The sequence below is a fragment of the Streptomyces sp. NPDC050504 genome, from assembly GCF_044458065.1.
Classification (GTDB): Bacteria; Actinomycetota; Actinomycetes; order Streptomycetales; family Streptomycetaceae; genus Streptomyces.
In genome coordinates this window covers 89,560-107,835 of record NZ_JBITHO010000017.1, presented here as the reverse complement: position 1 = coordinate 107,835, position 18,276 = coordinate 89,560, and the positions used below count along the sequence as shown (strand labels likewise).

Here is an 18,276-nt window from a genome sequence, read left to right as displayed (position 1 = left end):
CGGTTGGTGCTGAGCGGTCCGGTGTGGCCGGGCGGGATTTCCTGGGCGCCCGGCCACACGGTCGTGGCATCACATGTCGGGATCCCCGGTGGCCACGTTCATGCGGGTGACCGCGATCGGGTCGACGGCTCCGGCATAGGCGCGTACTTCGTCGATCGCGCCCGCGAAGTACTCGCTGCCGCCTCCCTGGGCGGAGCGGCCGACCTGCAGGCCTCGGGTCGAGGGCCAGGTGGTGTGGTCCATGCCCGTGGCGGTCCGGGTGAGTCGGCCGTCGACGTACAGGCGTACTTCGTGGGTGAAGGCGTCGTAGGACACGGCCAGGTGCTGGCCGCCCACGTCGGTGGTGGGCAGTACCTCTTCATGGCTGATCGTGGTCACCTTGGGCGCTGTGCCGTCCGTGTCCGTGACGGCGAGCTCCCATTGCCCCGTGGTGGCCTGGTACCGGACGGTGACACGGTCGGCGTGCTGGCCCGGGAGGGAGAGCACGGTCTGGGACTTGTCCGCGCTGAGCGTGGTCAGGCGGACCCTGGCGGCCACGGTGTAGCTCTCGGCACCGCTCACGACAGGGGCGCTGGTGTCCGCCCAGGCGTCCGTGCCGTCCAGAGCCAGGTGCCCGGTGTCGGCCAGTGCCGCGTCGTCGAACGGAGTCGCCGGGGTGTAGAGCGCGGCGTCTCCGTGGAGGGTGAGCGGCAGGCCGTCCTTCTGTGTGTTGGCGGACGCCCCGTTCACGGCTTTTTCCAGCGGCCAGTACGCCTTGCGCTGCGGCTTGACGGTCATCAGCTCGGCGACCTGCGCGGCCGGAAGGACCCGGTCGAACACCCGCACCTCGGCCAGATCGCCCTGGAAGTGGTCGCGGTAGCCGCTCTTGGTCAGGGTCCGGCCGAGTTGCAGGCTGCGGAGCGACGACCAGACGGTGTGCCGCTTCGCCGTGCCCCCCAGCTTGTCGTTCACGTAGATCCGCAGCTCAGGACCGGTGGCGGCGTGGGCGTCGAAGACGCCTGTCAGCAGTACCCACTGATTGGCCGTGACCGTGCCTGTCGCGACCGCACGCCAGTCGCTCATGGCCTCGACGTCCTGGTCGGGCGTGGAGAACACCCACGCCTTGTCCACGGCGTCGTACCCCAGGACGAAGCCGGGCTCGCCCGTGCTGTCCTGACTCACCACGGCCATGTCCCGGTCCAGGGAGGCCGGCTTCACCCATGCGCTGACGGCGAAGCTGTTGCCGGTGTCGGCGATGGTGCCCCAGGAGTCCAGGTAGGCGCCTGCCGTGCCGTCGAAGCGGGCGGCGCTGTCGACGCCGCCGCCGGGACCCGGCACCTGGAAGGTGACTCCCGTGCCCACCACGGCCGGATGGCGTCCCGTCTCGTCATGGGCCTCCGTCGCACCGACCTGATCGGCGAGGTTCCATTGACCGGCGGCTTGTCTGCCGTCGGTGACCAGGAACTCGTAGTGCGCGGGGACCAGGTTGGAGTTGTTCGCCCCGTCGTACGCCTCGACCGTCACCCAGTGACGTCCCGCGGCGGTCGGCGTCCAGTCCACGGTGACCCGGGCTCCGGCGGTAGTGGTGATCTTCTTGGTGGCCTCGTCGTCGAAGGTGTAGCGGTACTCCTTCACGTCCTTGTCCGCGGCGGTGAAGGAGAACCTGCCCAGCGTGCCCACGCCGTGGTGCCACTGCTCGTCCGCCGGATACTCCGACGACGAGACGACCGGCGGTTTGGGGCGTGTGCTGTCCCAGACGAACTCGCAGGGCAGCGCCGTGCCGTCGGAGCTCCAAGGGCCCCAGGCGTCGCCGTCGAACGCCCTGGCATCCCACTGGATCGGTGAGTTCTGTGGAATCTGGGGGGTTCCCGCCGGTCTCTGCGTCACCTGGAACGTGAAGGGCGTGCCGGCATTCGGAGCCTTGTAGCCCGTGTCCCCGGTGTAGGAACGCGTCACTCCGGTCGTGTCTTTGAAGGTGACGCGGAACTGCATCTTCACCTGGTCGGTCTGCGTGCCCCCATGGTCCGGGTCGCGTGCCTCCGCCCTTAGCCTCGGCAGTACGTCCGCGTAGGGGCGCGTCGTCCCCGAGACGCACTTGCCGCCCGGGTTGGAGGTCATCAGTCGGCTGTCGACCTGGCTGGGCGGGGTGTTGTACTGGATCTGGAGGTAGGCGTTGCCGCAGACCCGCTTCCATCCGCCGTAGGTCGACTCGTCCTTGGCCCGCAGGCCCAGCGACATCGTCTTCCATCCGCCCGAGGCGGCCGTCTGCATCTCCGTGAGCAGTTCCCCGTTGCTGAAGTGGAGGTTGGCGGCGCTGCTGCAGCTGGTCGGCTGGATCTTGGTGTCCACCGTCGTGAGGTGGTCGCTCCAGTCGTCCTGCGTGTTCGACCAGTTGCTCGCCGAGGTGACCTTGTAGTCCTTGCCGCCGATCCGGTAGAGGTCCACGGGCTCGGCCTTGGCGTCGGCCCAGTACACGTGCTCGACCCGCGCCGAGAACTGCGCGCCCAGGATCTGCTTGCCGCTGTAGGGGGACGTGGGGAACGTGAAGAGCAGACGCCGCACCCCGACTCCCGCGCAGGTCACAGGGTTGTAGTCCAGCGGGCACTTTCCTGCCCCGGCGCTCCCCGTGTAGGCCCAGTCCTGTTCCGTGGGCATGCCCGACATCACCGAGGTCCACGAGGTGCGGGACACGGTCTTGGGGATGGGGTCGATGACGACGGGATAGACCGTGTCCTTGCCCCGGAGCAGCCGGACGTCCGGTGTGAGCGTGATGCGGTTCTTGGATACGGCCGTGTCCACCGGGGCCTTGCGGCCGGCCCGTGCCGCGTCGAGCGCTTCCCGCGGTGCCGTCGCGCGGCCCGCCTTCGTGGATCCCGTGGGCCAGCCGGTGTCCGAGTCCCACATCACCGCTCGTGCCGCTTCGAAGACCGTCCCGCCGACCGCGGCGTCCACGGCGCGTATACCGCCGCTCCCGGTCTCCTGGACCGTCAGCCCCTTGGCCGTCAGGTCGAGTTCGATCCGGCTCAGTTCCGGGTTGGCCGCGGCTTCGGCGCTCTTGACGATCACGTAGTGGCCGAAGCCCTCCGCCTCGGCGCGCACGGCCAGGTCCACACCGGGGCCGACTTCCTCGTACAGAGCCGTGTTGCCGCTGACCTTCGGCTTCGGAAGCGGGCCGCCCGGCCATGTCAGGGCGTATTCGCGGCCCGCCTTGCTCATCCGGGCGAAGGGGCCGCTGCCGCCGTCGGAGAACTCCACCCCGACAGTGGCGGCCCTGGGAGCCCAGCGCCCGTCGTCACGACGTACGAGGGTGTCGTCCACGGCCTGCCATGCGGTCCCCTTCCTGACCCGCACCGGCTGGGTGTACTCCCGCGCGGTGAAGGTGCCGTTGGGGTTGGCGAACACATCACGGCGTTCCTGGCGCAGCCCCGCCACTTCGACCGGCTTGCCCGTGGCTCTGGCCGCGGCTTGTGCGCTCTGCTCGGTCGCGGCCTCCCCCGGGTCGCCCGCGTCGGCCACCGCTGTCCGCGGCTGCGCCGCCGCTGTCTGCGGCTGCACCGCCGCGGTCTCGGCCCACGTTCCCGGGGCCGTACCGAGGCCGGTTGCCAGCAGCACTGTCAGTACGCCCAGTACCGTCCCCGTGTGGCGGGTGCGTCCACGGCCCACGGCTGTCTGTCCCATCACCGAATTCCCGTCGTGTCGCCGGTTCACCGGACCACCGCGCCGAAGGACACCCCGCCCGCGGGAATTCCGCCTTCACCGGGAATCAGGCTCCGGGTGGGCGCGCCACCGCTGGCCACCGACCAGTTGAACGCGTAGACCGCACCGGGCACCGCGCCCGAGGGGTTGACGACGCCGACCAGCAGTTCCTGCGGCGTCGCACCCAGGCTGGTCCCCGCGAACATCTGGTGCTCGGGCACCCCGGGAATGCCGTAGCCGGGGTCGAGCCACGCGTCGGCGGTGCCCAACACCGATTGGACCGGGAAGACCTGCACTCCTCCCTTGTCCAACTGCTCGGCTTCCGGGGAGGTCTCCTTGCCCGGTACTCCCACCGCGAGTTTGACCGTCTCGCCCGTGGCCACCACGGCCGGCGCGGTATTCACCAGGGCCACTTGCTGGCCGAAGAAATCACCGGCGGTCGCCTCGCCGTCCACGTCCGGAAGATTCTGGTGCACCACGTCGTGGATGTGTGTCAACGTCTTGTCCGGGTTGATGCGGAAGAGCCCGACGGCCCCGGCGTCGGTCACGGTGCCGATGTCCTCTCCCGGGACGCCCACGGCCAAGACGGCGCCCCGCGGGCCGTTCTCGGTGGCCGCGCGCGTGTCCGTCAGCGCTACGGACGTGCCGAACCGGTCGTACGCCTCGGCACCGGCGTCCCCGGAATCGGCAGCGGTGTTCTGCCCGAAGCCGAACACCGGGTCCGGGATCCCGTTCGTGTTGATCGAGGGCCGGAAGACCAGTACGCCCCCGGAGAACGCCAGCCGCCCTACCGCCTCACCCGGGGCACCGACAGCGATATAGCCTGACGTCGCCGCGATGGAGGCACCGAGTCTGTCGTGGGGATCGGAAACGGCCCAGACACCCGGGCTGTCCTCCGTGACCGGAACGGTGGCAAAGCCTGCCCCGTGAACGTAGAAGAACATGCCCGCATCGATGCCGGCGACGTCCTCGCCCGGGGCACCGATCACCAGGAACGGAATTCCCGTCGTCGATTTACCGGCCGCCAGCGCGTAGCCGGAAAGGTCGCCGGCCTGGGCGACGCCACCGAGTTTTTGGCCTTGGGCGAACTCCACACCCGCCTTGGCCCCGAACCCCGTGGGAGAGCCGTAGAACAGCTGCACCAGGCCCGCGTCGCGTACGGCTCCGACATCCTCGTAGGGAACTCCGACCAGCAAGTCGCTGCAGCCGTCGCTGTCGACGTCCGTCACCGCGGTCGAATAGCCGAATCTGTCATCGGCCTCAGCTGTGTCCGCGACCCAGGAAACATCCTGGTGGATCTGCGCGGTACCGGCATCGTTCCCGTACACCACCGTGACGCTTCCGGCCTCGGCGTGCCCGCTCACCACGGCATCCGGATCGGAAATCACGGTGTCCCGCGCCCCGTCTCCGTTGAAATCCGATTCCGCCCCCGCGCAAGCGGCCTGCGCCGCGCCGTGGGCCCACCCCGTGCTCAACCCGATCAGCGCGACGGCAATGCCCGTCACCGCCAACCAGGCAATCCACTCCCCTATACGGAAGTTCCGCCCCCACACCACAGTCGCCCCCGAGCCTTCACAAATATGGCGGCCCAGTGAAGACCGCCTCGGGAAGCTACTACAGATCAGCCACCGCACCCGTCGCGGAGAACACCAGGAAGCTGCACCTGCAACTTCCTGCCCCCACCATGTATCCGATATATACGCATCAGGAGCTAAATACTTACCGTGACCCGCTCGGCTGAAAATAAATCAGCACTGGCCGATAAAATTCACAGAATGGCGCATTCGCGCACGCTGCCCCATCCGGGGCTTCTCGCACGTTCGCACAGTGAAATCTTCCAGGAACCGGACATCCCTTGGTGAGGGTCGGCGAACGACGCTCGGGGCGGCTGTCGGTGGCCGGGCCCGGCGCGCTGCGGCAGTCCTGGGGTGGGACCGGCTGAACACGCACGCCTCGCACCGGGCGCGCAAGTCGATGCCCGGGTCGTGAAAGATCCCGTCCTCCTCGAACGTGTCGGCCCAGGCGTCCGCATCGCCCTACTGCGAGGCGTTGGAGAGCGGATGAGCCCCTGGACTCGTCGCCATCGGCTCCGGCCCCAAAGCCGTTCGTCCTGGCCGGACAGCATCCCAATGAGCCCGTCGGTCTGCTGGCGGCCTGGGAGCTGATCCGCCTGGGAGTAGGCGGGCAGGGCGGGGGCGGGGGCGGGGGCGGGCGGGGAGTCACTGGAAGAGTTGGGTGATTGTGCTGGTGAGGACTGCGGACAGGGCCAGGACCGCGGTGAAGGCGGCGGCGGCTCGGGTGAGGGCCGTGGGGTAGGTGGCGCCGTCCAGACGGGCCAGCTTGCCCGCGGCCGCGGCCGCCAGCACAGCGGCCGTCAGGACCAGGCCGATGACGGCCAGCAGCATCGCGATGGAGAGACCGGACACGGTCGACTTCCCTTCACTCGGGCGGTGATGACGTGGTCCAAGGTCCGCGAAACCCTGTCCGGCGGGGTCCGGACGGACGATGATGGACATCTCCGGACACCACCGCCCGGCCGGGGGATGCCGTAGCCCGGCGGGGGAAGCTCACGAAGGGTCAGGGGAGCATGGGTGCTGGGGAACTGTCGGCGCTGCGGGTCCGGCTCAAGGACGCCCTCGCCGCCTCCGGGCTGAGCGTGACCCAGCTCGCCCGCCGGGCCGGGCGTTCGCGCACGGTCGTCTACCAGGCTCTGCGCGAGGGGGATCCTCCGCCCAGTGCGGCCACCGTCGCCGCCCTCGCCCGAGCCCTGCGCCTGCCCTTGGAAGAACTGCTGGAGGAACTCCGCGCCGCCGCCAGTGCCGCTGGTGAGGACGGTGAGGGCGGTGGGGCCGGCGACGGCCCGTCCCGTGGCGGAGGTACGGAGCCCGGGGGTGCGGGGCCCCTCGGCGGCGGCGAGCCGGGCGGTTCGGGACCGGGAGGGGCGCCCGGCCAGGTCACCAACAGTGTGTCGGGGACGGTGTACGGCACCGTCGTCCAGGCCGGATCGATCGGCACCCTCATCAGCCAGGCCCCTCCCCCACCGGCCCGCGCGGACGTGTCCTGGCCGCTGCGGATCGGCGCCGTACCGGACCTGGCCACCGCCTTCCAGCCCCGGACCGTCCTGCGGGAGCAGATCGACCGGGCCCAGGGCGCCGCGGGCACGGTCGTGCTGAGCCAGGTCCTGTCGGGCGGCGGCGGAGTCGGCAAGACCCAGCTGGCCGCCGCCCTCGCCCACCGCGCCGGGCGCGACGGCACCGACGCCGTCGACGTCGTCCTGTGGGCCGATGCCACCAGGCTCGAACAGCTCCTGGGCACGTACGCGGAGGCCGCGCTCCTCGTCCGGGCGCCCGGCGCGGCAGGCAAGGACGTGGAGGCCGACGCACGGGCGTTCCTCAACTGGGCCGCCACCACCGGCCGGTCCTGGCTGATGGTCCTCGACGACGTCACCGAACCCGCCGCCCTGCGCGGCTGGTGGCCGCCCACCGGCGCCCGCGGCGACCGTGACGTGAACCGTGAGGGGCGGGCGTCGGACGCACGCGGTGGCGGGGTGCGGCACCGGGCGGTGATCACCACCCGGCTGAAGGGCGCCGACATCGGCGGCGGCGGACGCCGCGTCCTGGACGTCAGCACCTTCGCGGCCGCCGAGTCCGCGGCGTTCCTGCGCGAACGGCTCGCCGACGCGGACGCCGAGCACCTCCTGGACGAGTCGGTGGACGAGGTCGGGGCCGTACTGGGACACCTGCCGCTCGCCCTCGGGTACGCGGCCGCGTGGATGATCAACGAGGACCAGCCCTGTGGTGCGTACGTCGCGCACTTCCGCGACCAGGAGCAGCGGCTCGGTCAGGTCCTGCCCGCCGACGGGAGCGGGGAGGCGTACGACCGCGAGATCGCTGCGGCGCTGCTGCTGTCGCTGGGGGCGGCGCAGCGTGCCGAGCCGGTCGGGCTCGCCGCACCGGCTCTGGATCTGGCGGCGTTCCTCGACCCGGCCGGGCATCCCGAGGACTTCTGGCGGACCGACGCGGTGACCGGCTACCTCGCTCGCGCCCGGTCCGTCGGCGCTGCCTCCAGCGGTCCCGGCCCGGTTGTCGGCCGGGGTGACGGAGCGGTTGACGGCCGGGGTGCGGGTGATGCGGTCCTGCTGGAGCCGGGGGCCGCCGGGCGGCGGGCTGCGGAGGAGGAGGCCGATTCCGTCGGTGGTGGGGGCCCGCCGGTGGATGCGGCGACCGCGCGCAGGGCGATGCGGCTGCTGTACCGGTACGGGCTGGTCGCGACCCGGCGGGATGATCCGCAGCGTGCCGTACGGGTCCATGCGCTGACCGCGCGCGCCGCACGCGAAGCCCTTCCCGAGGAGCACGAGGGCACGGTCGTGCGGGCTGTTGCCGACGCGCTGCTGGAGCTGTGGCCCGAAGAGGACCACCACGACATGGCCCGAGCCGCGGTCCTGCGCGCGAACACCGATCACCTGTGGCCCCTGGCAGGCGACCACCTCTGGCGGTCGGACAGCTATCGCCTTCTCTACCGCGCGGGAGAGAGCCACTGGCACAACGGGCTTCCCTCGGCGGCCGCCACCTACTGGGAGCACCAGGCCGCCGCCGCGGAAAGACTGCTGGAGGCCGACCACCCCTACGCTCTGGCGGCTCGTGCCAATCTCGCTGCCAGCTACTGGAGCGTCGGGCGCACCGACGAGGCCATCGCCCTCGAAGAACACGTCCTGGCCGACCGCGTACGCGTCCTCGGCGACCAACATCCCCACACCCTCACCACCCGCGCCAACCTCGCCACCAGCTACCAGCACGCCGGACGCGTCGACGAGGCCATCGTCCTCGAAGAACACGTCCTGGCCGATCGCGTACGCGTCCTCGGCGACCGGCACCCCCGCACCCTGGCCTCCCGCGCCAACCTCGCCATCAGCTACCGGCACGCCGGACGCGTCGACGAGGCCATCGCGCTGGAAGAACACGTCCTGGCCGACAGCGAACACGTCTTCGGACCCGGGCACCCCGACACCCTGACCTCCCGCGCCAACCTCGCCACCAGTTACCGGACCGCCGGGCGCGTCGACGAGGCCATCGCCCTGGCGGAGCAGGTCCTGGCCGACCGCGTACGCGTCCTCGGCGACCAACATCCCCACACCCTCACCACCCGCGCCAACCTCGCCACCAGCTACTGGACCGCGGGGCGGCGGGAGGAGGCGGTGGGGCTGCTGGAGACGGCGGTCGAGGGCTCCCGGCAGGTCCTGGGCGACCAGCACCCCGACACGGTGGCCCGGGGGAAGTGCTTGCGGCAATGGCGGGAACAGGGCCAGTCCCTGCCGTGACCGGCGTGCGGGGGGCGTGGGGGCGTGGGGGCGTGGGGGTCATCGAGGCGGGCGAGATCCCCGCGCGCAACGGGGCGCGCGCCTTGTCGACAGCAGCGTGCTCACGTTACGTAGCGGCAGTCGGTCCGAGGCGGCGGGCCTCCATCCGTGTGGATTCCGGGACGGTAGGCCCTCAATGGGCGGTACTCGCAGCGCACGAACTCTCCACATGATCAAAAAATCTCACTATGCGTGTCCTTCCTTCGCCTCTGTACGGGGCGACAACAGTTGTGGCGCTCGCGAGTTCGCTCGTTCTGCTCGCCTCGCCCGTTTATGCCAGTCCGCAGCCGGACGAGCCGCCCTACGGCGGCCCGGACCACGGCACACCAGAGGCTCCGAAGATTCCGGGAATTGCGCAGATCTCAGGAGACCAGGGAATCGCCCAGGCCCCGGACACCTATCCGGCCCTGCCGCTGGACAACCCGTACGGCCTGGACACCAGCAACCTGCGGCCGTCGCAGATCATGGCATTCACGCAGATCGTCACGCAGATCCTCACGCAGATCACGGCGTTCCCCGAGGCACAGCCCGTGGGAATCCCCGGGATTCCGAAGCCCCCGGACGTGCAGCCCGTTGCCCTGAAGCCGCAGGACACGCCGTACGGCCCCAGCACTCCAGAGGGCCCTGGCAATCCCGACGAGCCCGGGGCAACGGCGGACGAGCCGGGGGCAGCGGAAGAGCCCGGTGCGGCGACGGACGAGCCCGGTACGTCTGCCTGCGACGAGCCCGGCGGACCGGACGATCCCGGCCTCCCCGACTGCAACACTCTTGCCTCTCCCGACGAGCCCGGCAGCCCCGACGAGCCGGGGGCCACGGCGGACGAGCCCGGCACGCCCGACGAGCCGGGCACCACCGAGCCACAGGTCGATCCCAACCAGCCCAACCAGCCCAACTTCCCCAACGAGCCCTGCGTACCCGGCAACCCCGACTGCAGCATCCCGACCCCGCTCGACGAGCCCGCCGCACCCGACGAAACCGGAACGACGGACGAACCGGCAGCCACGGAGCAGCCCAGCACGCCCGACGAGCCCAGTACGCCTGACGCACCGGCAACGCCTGACGCACCGACGACACCCGACGCGTCGGCGACACCCGACGCGCCAGCTACACCCGACGCGCCAAGCACTCCCGACGAGCCGGGAACGCCTGACGCACCGGCGACGCCTGACGCGCCAGCAGCAACGGACGAGCCCGTTGCACCCGACGAGCCCGGGACGCCCGGCTGTGACGATCCCGGCGCACCGGACGAGCCTGGTCTCCCCGACTGCGAGGCCCCGGCCTCCCCCGACGAGCCGACGGCACCCGAGACGCCGACGGCACCCGACGCGTCGACGGCACCCGACGCGCCAGCTACACCCGACGCACCGGCTACACCCGACGCACCGGCGACGCCTGACGCGCCAGCAGCATCGAGCGAGCCCGTTGCACCCGACGAGCCCGGCAGCCCCGACGAGCCCGGGACGCCCGACACGTCGACGACCCCCGACACGTCGGCGACGCCTGACGCTCCGGCAGCAGCGGACGAGCCCGGCATGCCCGGCTGTGACGATCCCGGCGCACCGGACGAGCCCGGCCTCCCCGACTGCGACGCCCCGGCCTCCCCCGACGAGCCCGGCAGCCCCGACGAGCCGGGTTCTCCCGACGAGCCGGGGGCACCTGACGCACAGGCGGCAGGGGACGAGCCCGGCACGCCCAGCAGCGCGGACGAGCCCGAAGCCTCGGCGGACGAACCGGCCGCGCCCGACGCGCCCGGCCACCACAGTGATCCGGCACCGGCTACCTCGGGTGACGAGCACGGGGAGCACAGCGGCCACGGCAACGGGCACGGGCACGAGCACGGCCTCGCGGACACCGGTACGTCCAGCGGGATGCTCGCCGCACTCGGCACGTCAGCCGCCGTACTGATCTCCGCGGGCGGCACCCTCGCCCTGCGCAAGCGCCGCAGGAGCTCGTAAGACGGGCATACGCGGAGCCGCGGAGAAAGCGACGAAGGGGCCGGGCGGCCCAACAGCCGCCCGGCCCCTTCCGTCTGCCGCCACACCCCATACGCCATACGCCACACATCGCTGTACCGCTGTGCCGCGTCCGGTTCGGCCTCGGCAGTGGCGGTGGCCGTGGCAATGGCGTTTCGAACCGGGGCAGGACACCCGCCCCCGGCCCCGGTCGGACTCTTCTGTCTACGGTCGCGGTCGCACGGTTCTCGAACCGGTGGCGCCGGGTTCGGCGGGGGCCCAGGTCGGTCTGGCCTTGGCCACCGCCTGGTCCGGTTCGGCCATGGTGACGCCCCACGTGTTGTTGTCGGCGCCGATGCGGACCTGGATGTCCTTCATCTGGCCGGTCTTCTTGAAGTAGAGCACGGCGACCTGGCGCACCGAGCCCTCGTCGTAGAAGTCGGCGGTGACCTCGCCCTTGGCGCCCTCGCCGAAGGCGTCGACCCAGTTGCGCGCGGTCTTCCTGGGCGAGCCGTCCTCCACCGCCAGGTCCGCCAGCCCGCCGACGTCACCGTCGGCGAGGCGCCACACGACCTGCTGGACCACGCGGAGGGTGTTGTGGCTGGGGTATCCGACCACGCGCAGGGGTTCGTGCTGGCTGTAGTCGGTCTGGTAGTCCAGTTCGTCCTGAGTGACGGACGAGCAGCCCGCCAGTGCGAGACACACGACTGTCACGACTGACACGGCTGGGACGACTGGGGCGAGGCCGGGCGACTTCCTGGATTTCACTTTCACCTGATTCAAGGGCGTATGACGAAGTAGATCCGGAGCATTCATCTGCCCTGGTGGAAGGGTGTGCGCGGCCCTGTGGCACCATGCCGATGACTCGTGGATTGGTCCAGACAAATCTACGTATGCACCATGTCATCACCGCAGGGGGGACCCATGACCTACTTCAAGCGCGGGCGCGTGCTCCAGCGCTCCCTCGTCACCACCGCGATCGCCGCCGCGCTCGCCACCACCGCGGGCACGGCCGTCGCCGCCGACCAGCCGGGCACCGGCGCGCAGCGCAGCGCCGCCGAGGCGGCCCGCACCGCGGGCGACGTCCAGCGGCCCGCGCAGGCGTTCAAGGGCGCACAGGCCGCCCCGCGCGTCGCCGCTGCCGCGCCCGGCCAGACGATCACCAACCCGGTGCTGTACGCGGCCCACAAGAAGAACAAGTACCTCTACCAGTACTTCGCCAACGCCCGCGGCGGTCTCAAGACCCCGGCGAAGCTCGTCAAGTCCCCCTACGACTGGGCGACCGCGGTCGCCCACAACGACTGGGACCACGACGGCTTGCGCGACGGCACCTGGAACCTCCACAAGAACGGCCAGCTGATCTACGCGTCGAGCGGCTACGCCTACACCGTCGCCACCGGCTGGCAGAACTACACCAAGGTCATGTCCCCCGGTGACCTCGGCGGCGGCGCGGGCGGCGACTTCCTGGCCGTCGACAAGGCCGGTGTGCTGTGGGTGTACTGCGGCAACCTGGTGGGCGACGTCACCCCGCGCGTGCGCGTCGGCACGGGCTGGGGCCAGTACACCGAGATCGCCGGCCAGGGCGACCTCACCGGCGACGGCAAGACCGACGTCGTGACCCGCGACAAGCAGGGCAACCTGTGGCTGCACGAGGGCACCGGCAACTACCGGGCCCCGTTCAGGCCCCGCAAGAAGGTCGGCGCGGGCTGGAACGCCCACAACCGCATCCTGAGCATCGGCGACCTGACCGGTGACGGCAAGACCGACATCCTGGCCCGTACGAAGGCCGGTGACCTCTACCGCTACTCCGGCACGGGCAGGGCGAGCGCCCCGCTCCTCAAGCCCGTGAAGATCGGCGCCGGGTTCAACGCGTTCAACCTGCTGTAACGGCTCCTCCTCCGGGGGTCCGGCCACGGGCGGGGTGCCCTCCCCCTGGCCGGGCCACCGGAACGCGCGAGCCTCCTTCCAGGGCAGTTCTGACATGGCCCTGTCCCGTGTAGTGTCGGCGCCGGGGGATGCGATGTACTTCGATGAGAACGAACCGCAGTCGGTCCGCGAGGAGCGCTTCGCCGCGCCGACATGGGCCGAACGCAGAGCGGCCCGCGGAGCCGCGCGGCTCGACCTGCGCGCGGCCCATGTCGGCGCGGCGATCGTGACCGTCGTCCTGGTCGTGCTCGGCTGGGCCGGGAAGCCGACCGCCTTGGCCGTCGTCGGCGGGATCTTCCTGCTCTGGTTCGCCATCGCCCTCACCTGGGCGCACATCGACGAGGACCGCGGTCGGCACGCGCTTCAGCGCGCGTACAACGCCACCTTCGGCTGGGCCGACAACATCTGACGTGCCGTGTGCGGGCAGCCGCGGCGGGCCGGGCCCCGCTGCCGCACCGCTGCCGTACCGCTGCCGTCCTGCGGACGCCCCGCTGCCGTCCCCGGCGGATGCTTTCAGGGCTGCCGGGCGTTCCGGAGCCCGCCGGGGGCTTCCCCCGGAAGCCTGGAGGGGGACGCCCCCGGCGGGAGGCGGGCTGGGTGGGGTCAGCCTGCCTGAGGAGACGGACCGGGTGGGGTCAGCCCGTCTGGGAAGGGAAGAGCGCTGCCATGCCGTCGATCGACTCGGGGTTGTACGCGACGGAGCAGACCGGCACGCGGGAGTCGGTGGCCTCGATGACCTTGGCCGTCCACACGGGGCCGAAGCCGCCGTACAGTTCGATGAGTTGGATGCCCTCGTCCACCAGGGCCGCCGCCACCTCGGGCGCCCGGGAGGGGTCCGCCATGCCGACCAGGACGGCACGGAACCCGTCGCGTTCGATCACGGACCGGTCCCGGTCGGGGTCGAGCCCGCGTCCGGTGAAGAGGAATCCGAACGCGTCTAGGGCCATGCTCATCGCTCCTTGATCCGCTGGGACAGCCGGGGGTCATTCGTCCTCCAGCGGGTAGGGCGCGAGGTCCGGTCCGGCGGGGGCGGCCGCGCGGTGGATGGCCGCACGGTGGATGGCAGCGCGGTGGATGGCCGCCGCTTCGAGGAGGAACGCGATCACGTCGTCCCGCTGTGCGCGGACCGCGTCTGCCACCACCTCCGCGTCGCGCTGGAAGCGGGCCTGTCCGTGGGTGGCGACCGTGCCCTGGTTGTCCCTGGTGATCAGCAGAGCCCGGTCGGCGGCGACGCCCGCGGGCCGCGTGGCCAGCGGCAGGACCAGCGCGGCCATCTGACGGCTGGCCGGGTGGAGCACGCGTACGGACACGCTGTGCCGCTCGGGGTGGATCAGGAACGGACGGACCCGGTCGGCGGGCGGTGGCACGGTCGCCGGTCGCGGCTCCGGGCGCACGGTGAACGACCGGAACACCACGTCGTGCCCGCGTCGCGGGCTGAAGCGCAGGTAGTCGAGGCGGACGGCGTCGTCGTCGAGCGTCCAGGTCGCCAGGACCCGGCTGGGGGCCGGGGTGCCGTCCGCCCGTACGCGGTACGGGTAGGCGTCGACGCTCACGCGCACCGCACCGGCGACCGCGGCCGAGCGGTCCAGACGCAGCGGTTCGCTGTGCAGGAGGTAGGGGTCGAGGACGACGACGCCGTCCGGCCCGCGGTACACGGCCGCGACGTGCCGTCCGTCGACCGGGTACTCGGCGGCGACGCCGGTCCGCCCGGCCACCATGCGTCCGGCGGCGAAGGCCTGCCGGGCGCCGGACGTTCCGAAGCACGGCGGGGCCGCCCGGGTGCCGAAGCGCTCGTGGAGCGGCGACGCGCTGTTGTACGGAATGCCGAAGAGGACCTCGTCGAGGACCTCCTCCTGCGCGGCGGCCAGCAGCGCCGCGTCGAGGGGGTTCACGTGCGGCCTCCCGGGAAGAGCGCTGCGGCCCGCTCCGGCTACGGCGACCGGTCGTCGATCCGCATGCGCTTGTGGCACGTGAACTCCCCCGTTGAAGACGGTGACGTACGCATCGGCGCTTCCGATGCGCCCGCCGCACGGCCTCCCAGACTCCGTCAGCCGGCTCCCCCGGCTCCAGTCACTTTCAAGGACTTCCAAGCGACGAAGCGACGCGAGGAACACGGGCGGCCCTGCGGGGAGGAGCGTCTGCGGCTCGGGCCGTGGTCGGCACGGGCATTCCCGGCGGCGCGGCTTCTGACGCCTCGGCTTCCGACGGCGCGGCTTCTGACGCCTCGGCTTCCGGCAGCTCGGCGCGCTCGGTCACGACAGTGCGTCCATCAGTGCCTCTCCCTTGAGCGTGCGCAGGATCCGGACCTCGCGTCCCTTGCGTTCGCGGCAGAGCAGGCCCGCCCGTTCGAGCTGTCGGCAGTGGTAGGTCACCGTGCCCGCGGTGCATTGCAGCAGGTCGGCCAGCTTCCCCATGGAAACGGGCTGGTTGCCCTTGCGCAGGATCACGGCACGCAGTTCGCCCAGCATCATCGCGAGGGTGTCCGTCGGCCCTTCCCGCCGGCTCCCGCCTCCCGCCAGGAGCGGTGCGAGTCCGGTCACCGGGTAGCCGATGCGGGCGTGTCCGTCGTCGACGCGGTAGACGCAGGCACGGGTACCGGAGACCAGCGGCATGAGCGTCAGTTTCCGTATGGCGACGCTTTCGACGCGAGGTGCGTTGTCCGGCAACCTCAGATTTCCGTCGGCAAAGGAGATGCGGGGGCTGAGGTTGGCGAGAAGCGCGTCCATGGTTCCCGTGACCGAGGCCACCCCCACGCGTTGGATTTCTCGTTCCAGCAGGGGTTCGGCTTGATTCCACAGAGGGGCGACCGAGCCCCACACCGTACGGATCAGGCCGGAATACGCGGCCAAGAAGCCGGAGGGATCATCGGCGACTTTCCGCCAGGCGGACGGCAATTCGCCGCCGAACGTCCGCTCCAGGTCGGCCGACAGGGAATCCGACGTCATGTCGGAAATCCTCTCGGTCTCGCCCCGCATCGCGTTCGCGCCGATCCCGTCCGGCGAGAGGACTTGCGGGATCCGCAGGGATCCCGTGGAGCCGAGGGGTCCCATGGCGTTCCACAGGCGCTCGGAACAGGACTTCCGCAGCAGTGCTCGGCGGCCCACCGGAACCCCTTGCGGGACCCCGAGCAGGTCCCCCATCAGCGATAGAACAGACATTCCGGGAATGAGCTGGACAAGCACCGGCATATCAAGATTTTCCCCTAAGTGAAGGGTGCCGCCGTCTTCCACTCCATCCCCCCTGTTCAAGATTCGATACGCACTCACTCCCCCGCACGCCAAGGCCGAATTGGGCTCGAAAGACTGGTTTGCACGGGCTGTACAGTAACATTTCACTGCTGCGAAGCAAGGCGGCCTCCGCCCCGAACTCACCCTGCTCCCCGCGGACTTGGGGGATCATGGAGCGCATGTGGTTACTGGGTGTCCTCGTCGGCGGCTTCTGCGTCCTCCTCCTCCCCGCCCTCACCGCCCGAAAGCTCCTCGGCATGGACGCGGGCCTCGTCCGCGTCGCCCTCTCCGGCTTCATCGGCCTCAGCGTCGGCGGCGGCATCCTCGGCCCCCAGCTCGACACCACGGACGAGCGGGCCGCGCTCTCTTCCGTGATGCTCGGGATCGGCCTGCTCACCAGCATGGTGACCCTCGTCGTACTCGACGTCCTCGTCCCGCCCGGCGGCGTCCGCCCGCTCACCTGGGCACAGTCGCTGCGCGGCCGCGTCACCCGCGTGCGCCGCTACTCCTCCATCGTCCGCATCGCGGGCCGCCACGGCCTCGGCCCGTACCTCAGCAGCCGCGGCGGCACCGCCGACGCCCGGCACGAACTCCTCGCCGTGGAGCTGCGGCAGGCGCTCCAGGCGGGCGGCACCACCTTCGTGAAGCTCGGCCAGCTGATGTCGACCAGGCGCGACCTGCTCCCCGAGGTGTACGTCGAGGAGCTGAGCCGCCTCCAGGACCAGGTGCCCGCCGCGCCCTGGCCCGAGGTCGAAAGGACGCTGCTCGACGCGCTCGGGGCGCCGCCCGACGAGGTGTTCGCCCACTTCGAGCGGCTGCCGCTCGCCGCCGCGTCCGTCGCGCAGGTGCACGCGGCCGTGCTCAAGGACGGCACCCGGGTCATCGTGAAGGTCCAGCGCCCCGGCATCCGGGAGCAGGTGGAGCGGGACCTGGACATAGTGAACCGGCTCGCGCGCTCCCTGCACACCCGTACCGGATGGGGCCGCGGCCTCGGGCTCCAGGACCTGGCGCGGGGGTTCGCCGTCGCGGTCCGCGAAGAGCTGGACTTCCGCGTCGAGGCCAGGAACATGACCGCCGTACGGCAGGCGGCCGAGGCCCGCGGTGACACCACCGTCGCCTTCCCCGTCCCGCACGAACGCCTCAGCAGCGCCCGCGTCCTGGTGATGGGCCGCATCGAGGGCGTGCCGCTGGGCAGCGCGCGGCCCGACGACGAGGAGCACGGGCGGCGGCTCGCCGAGACGCTGTTCACCGCGCTGCTCAACCAGATCGTGTACGACGGCGTGTTCCACGCCGATCCGCATCCGGGCAACATCCTGCTGACGCCCGAAGGCACCCCCGCGCTCCTGGACTTCGGCTCGGTCGGCCGCATCGACGCGGGGCTGCGCGACGCCGTGGCCGCGCTGTTCCTCGCCGTCGACCGGGGCGACCCGGCCGCGCTGCGGGACGCGCTGCTGGAGGTCACCGACCGGCCCGAGGACGTGGACGAGCAGCGGTTGCGGCGCGCGCTGGGCCAGTTCAGCGCGCGGCACCTCGGGCACGGCGCGGTGCCCGACGCGGAGATGTTCACCAGTCTGTTCCGGATCGTCGCGGACTTCCGGCTCGCGATCCCGCCGGAGGTCGCCGCGGTGTTCCGGGCGCTCGGCACGCTGGAGGGGACGCTCGGCCGGATCTGTGCGGGCTTCAACATGCTCAGCGCCTCGCGCTCGTACGCCTCCGGGCGCATCGCCCACCAGCTCGGCGCGGACTCCCTGCGGGACACCGCGCGCGACGAGCTGATCGCGATCCTGCCGGTGCTGCGGCGGCTGCCGCGCCGCGTGGACCGCATCGGCAGCGCGCTGGAGGAGGGGCGGCTCGGCATGAACGTCCGCCTGCTGGCCGACCCGCGCGACCGGCAGGTGGCGGGCGAGCTGGTGGGCAGGGTGCTGCTGACCCTGCTCGGCATCTTCTTCGGCGTCTCGGGCGTCCAACTGCTCGGCACGGCGGGCGGCCCGATGACGACCCCGGACCTCAGCCTCTACGCCCTGATCGGCTACCACCTGCTGGTGCTGTCGGCGGCGTGCGTCCTTCGGACGCTGTTCCTGCTGAGCAAACCGCTCGCGTAGGCGCCCCCACGGGGGCGCCTACGCTTCTGCGGGGACGG

The 18,276-nt window shown here is 71.3% G+C and carries 12 protein-coding genes; 5 read left to right on the top strand and 7 right to left on the bottom strand.

The genetic code is table 11. The annotated features are described in order from the left end of the window. Positions 1-69: 69 nt before the first annotated feature. The 3 genes from ACIBNE_RS39675 to ACIBNE_RS39665 form a co-directional block, all read right to left on the bottom strand. Entirely contained in the window at positions 70-3,657 is a 3,588-nt protein-coding gene (locus ACIBNE_RS39675) for a LamG domain-containing protein (protein ID WP_399280709.1), read from the bottom strand. A 26-nt stretch (positions 3,658-3,683) separates the two neighbouring features. Beyond that, on the bottom strand, positions 3,684-5,180 hold the full coding sequence (locus ACIBNE_RS39670) for an FG-GAP repeat protein (protein ID WP_399280715.1): 1,497 nt from the start codon (positions 5,178-5,180) through the stop codon (positions 3,684-3,686). 714 nt (positions 5,181-5,894) lie between these two features. Further along, on the bottom strand, positions 5,895-6,101 hold the full coding sequence (locus ACIBNE_RS39665) for a hypothetical protein (RefSeq protein WP_399280707.1): 207 nt from the start codon (positions 6,099-6,101) through the stop codon (positions 5,895-5,897). A gap of 161 nt (positions 6,102-6,262) precedes the next feature. Here ACIBNE_RS39665 and ACIBNE_RS39660 point away from each other — a divergent pair, with 161 nt between their 5' ends. Both ACIBNE_RS39660 and ACIBNE_RS39655 read left to right on the top strand, forming a co-directional pair. Then, a complete protein-coding gene (locus tag ACIBNE_RS39660; RefSeq protein WP_399280705.1) occupies positions 6,263-8,992 on the top strand; it encodes a tetratricopeptide repeat protein in 2,730 nt (909 codons plus the stop codon). A 227-nt stretch (positions 8,993-9,219) separates the two neighbouring features. Further along, positions 9,220-10,986, top strand: coding sequence for an LPXTG cell wall anchor domain-containing protein (locus ACIBNE_RS39655; RefSeq protein ID WP_399280703.1), 1,767 nt, complete (start codon positions 9,220-9,222; stop codon positions 10,984-10,986). Between the two features lie 222 nt (positions 10,987-11,208). On the opposite strand, the gene ACIBNE_RS39650 is transcribed toward ACIBNE_RS39655, so the two are convergent. Further along, a complete protein-coding gene (locus tag ACIBNE_RS39650) occupies positions 11,209-11,697 on the bottom strand; it encodes a hypothetical protein (RefSeq protein ID WP_399280701.1) in 489 nt (162 codons plus the stop codon). 210 nt (positions 11,698-11,907) lie between these two features. Between ACIBNE_RS39650 and ACIBNE_RS39645 the strand changes: the two genes are divergently transcribed. Beyond that, a complete protein-coding gene (locus ACIBNE_RS39645; RefSeq protein ID WP_399280699.1) occupies positions 11,908-12,870 on the top strand; it encodes an FG-GAP repeat domain-containing protein in 963 nt (320 codons plus the stop codon). Positions 12,871-13,003: 133 nt separating this feature from the next. Further along, positions 13,004-13,318 carry a hypothetical protein gene (locus ACIBNE_RS39640; protein WP_399280697.1) on the top strand — a complete coding sequence of 105 codons (315 nt, stop codon included), beginning with the start codon at positions 13,004-13,006 and terminating at the stop codon, positions 13,316-13,318. Positions 13,319-13,544: 226 nt separating this feature from the next. Here the strand turns inward: ACIBNE_RS39640 and ACIBNE_RS39635 are convergent, their stop codons facing one another. From ACIBNE_RS39635 to ACIBNE_RS39625, 3 genes are all read right to left on the bottom strand, one after another. Then, a complete protein-coding gene (locus tag ACIBNE_RS39635; protein ID WP_399280695.1) occupies positions 13,545-13,862 on the bottom strand; it encodes a DUF6506 family protein in 318 nt (105 codons plus the stop codon). A gap of 30 nt (positions 13,863-13,892) precedes the next feature. Then, complete coding sequence (locus ACIBNE_RS39630) at positions 13,893-14,801, bottom strand: hypothetical protein (RefSeq protein ID WP_399280693.1); 909 nt, start codon at positions 14,799-14,801, stop codon at positions 13,893-13,895. A gap of 360 nt (positions 14,802-15,161) precedes the next feature. Beyond that, complete coding sequence (locus ACIBNE_RS39625; protein ID WP_399280691.1) at positions 15,162-16,139, bottom strand: hypothetical protein; 978 nt, start codon at positions 16,137-16,139, stop codon at positions 15,162-15,164. Positions 16,140-16,315: 176 nt separating this feature from the next. On the opposite strand from ACIBNE_RS39625, the gene ACIBNE_RS39620 reads away from it, so the two are divergent. After that, on the top strand, positions 16,316-18,238 hold the full coding sequence (locus tag ACIBNE_RS39620) for an ABC1 kinase family protein (RefSeq protein ID WP_399280689.1): 1,923 nt from the start codon (positions 16,316-16,318) through the stop codon (positions 18,236-18,238). Positions 18,239-18,276 lie beyond the last annotated feature (38 nt).

Excerpts from the sequence above, each read along its gene's own strand:
- ACIBNE_RS39675 (WP_399280709.1), bottom strand. The coding sequence starts at position 3,657 with ATGGGACAGACAGCCGTGGGCCGTGGACGCACCCGCCACACGGGGACG.
- ACIBNE_RS39660 (WP_399280705.1), top strand. The coding sequence starts at position 6,263 with ATGGGTGCTGGGGAACTGTCGGCGCTGCGGGTCCGGCTCAAGGACGCC.
- ACIBNE_RS39655 (WP_399280703.1), top strand. The coding sequence starts at position 9,220 with ATGCGTGTCCTTCCTTCGCCTCTGTACGGGGCGACAACAGTTGTGGCG.
- ACIBNE_RS39645 (WP_399280699.1), top strand. The coding sequence starts at position 11,908 with ATGACCTACTTCAAGCGCGGGCGCGTGCTCCAGCGCTCCCTCGTCACC.
- ACIBNE_RS39640 (WP_399280697.1), top strand. The coding sequence starts at position 13,004 with ATGTACTTCGATGAGAACGAACCGCAGTCGGTCCGCGAGGAGCGCTTC.
- ACIBNE_RS39635 (WP_399280695.1), bottom strand. The coding sequence starts at position 13,862 with ATGAGCATGGCCCTAGACGCGTTCGGATTCCTCTTCACCGGACGCGGG.
- ACIBNE_RS39620 (WP_399280689.1), top strand. The coding sequence starts at position 16,316 with ATGTGGTTACTGGGTGTCCTCGTCGGCGGCTTCTGCGTCCTCCTCCTC.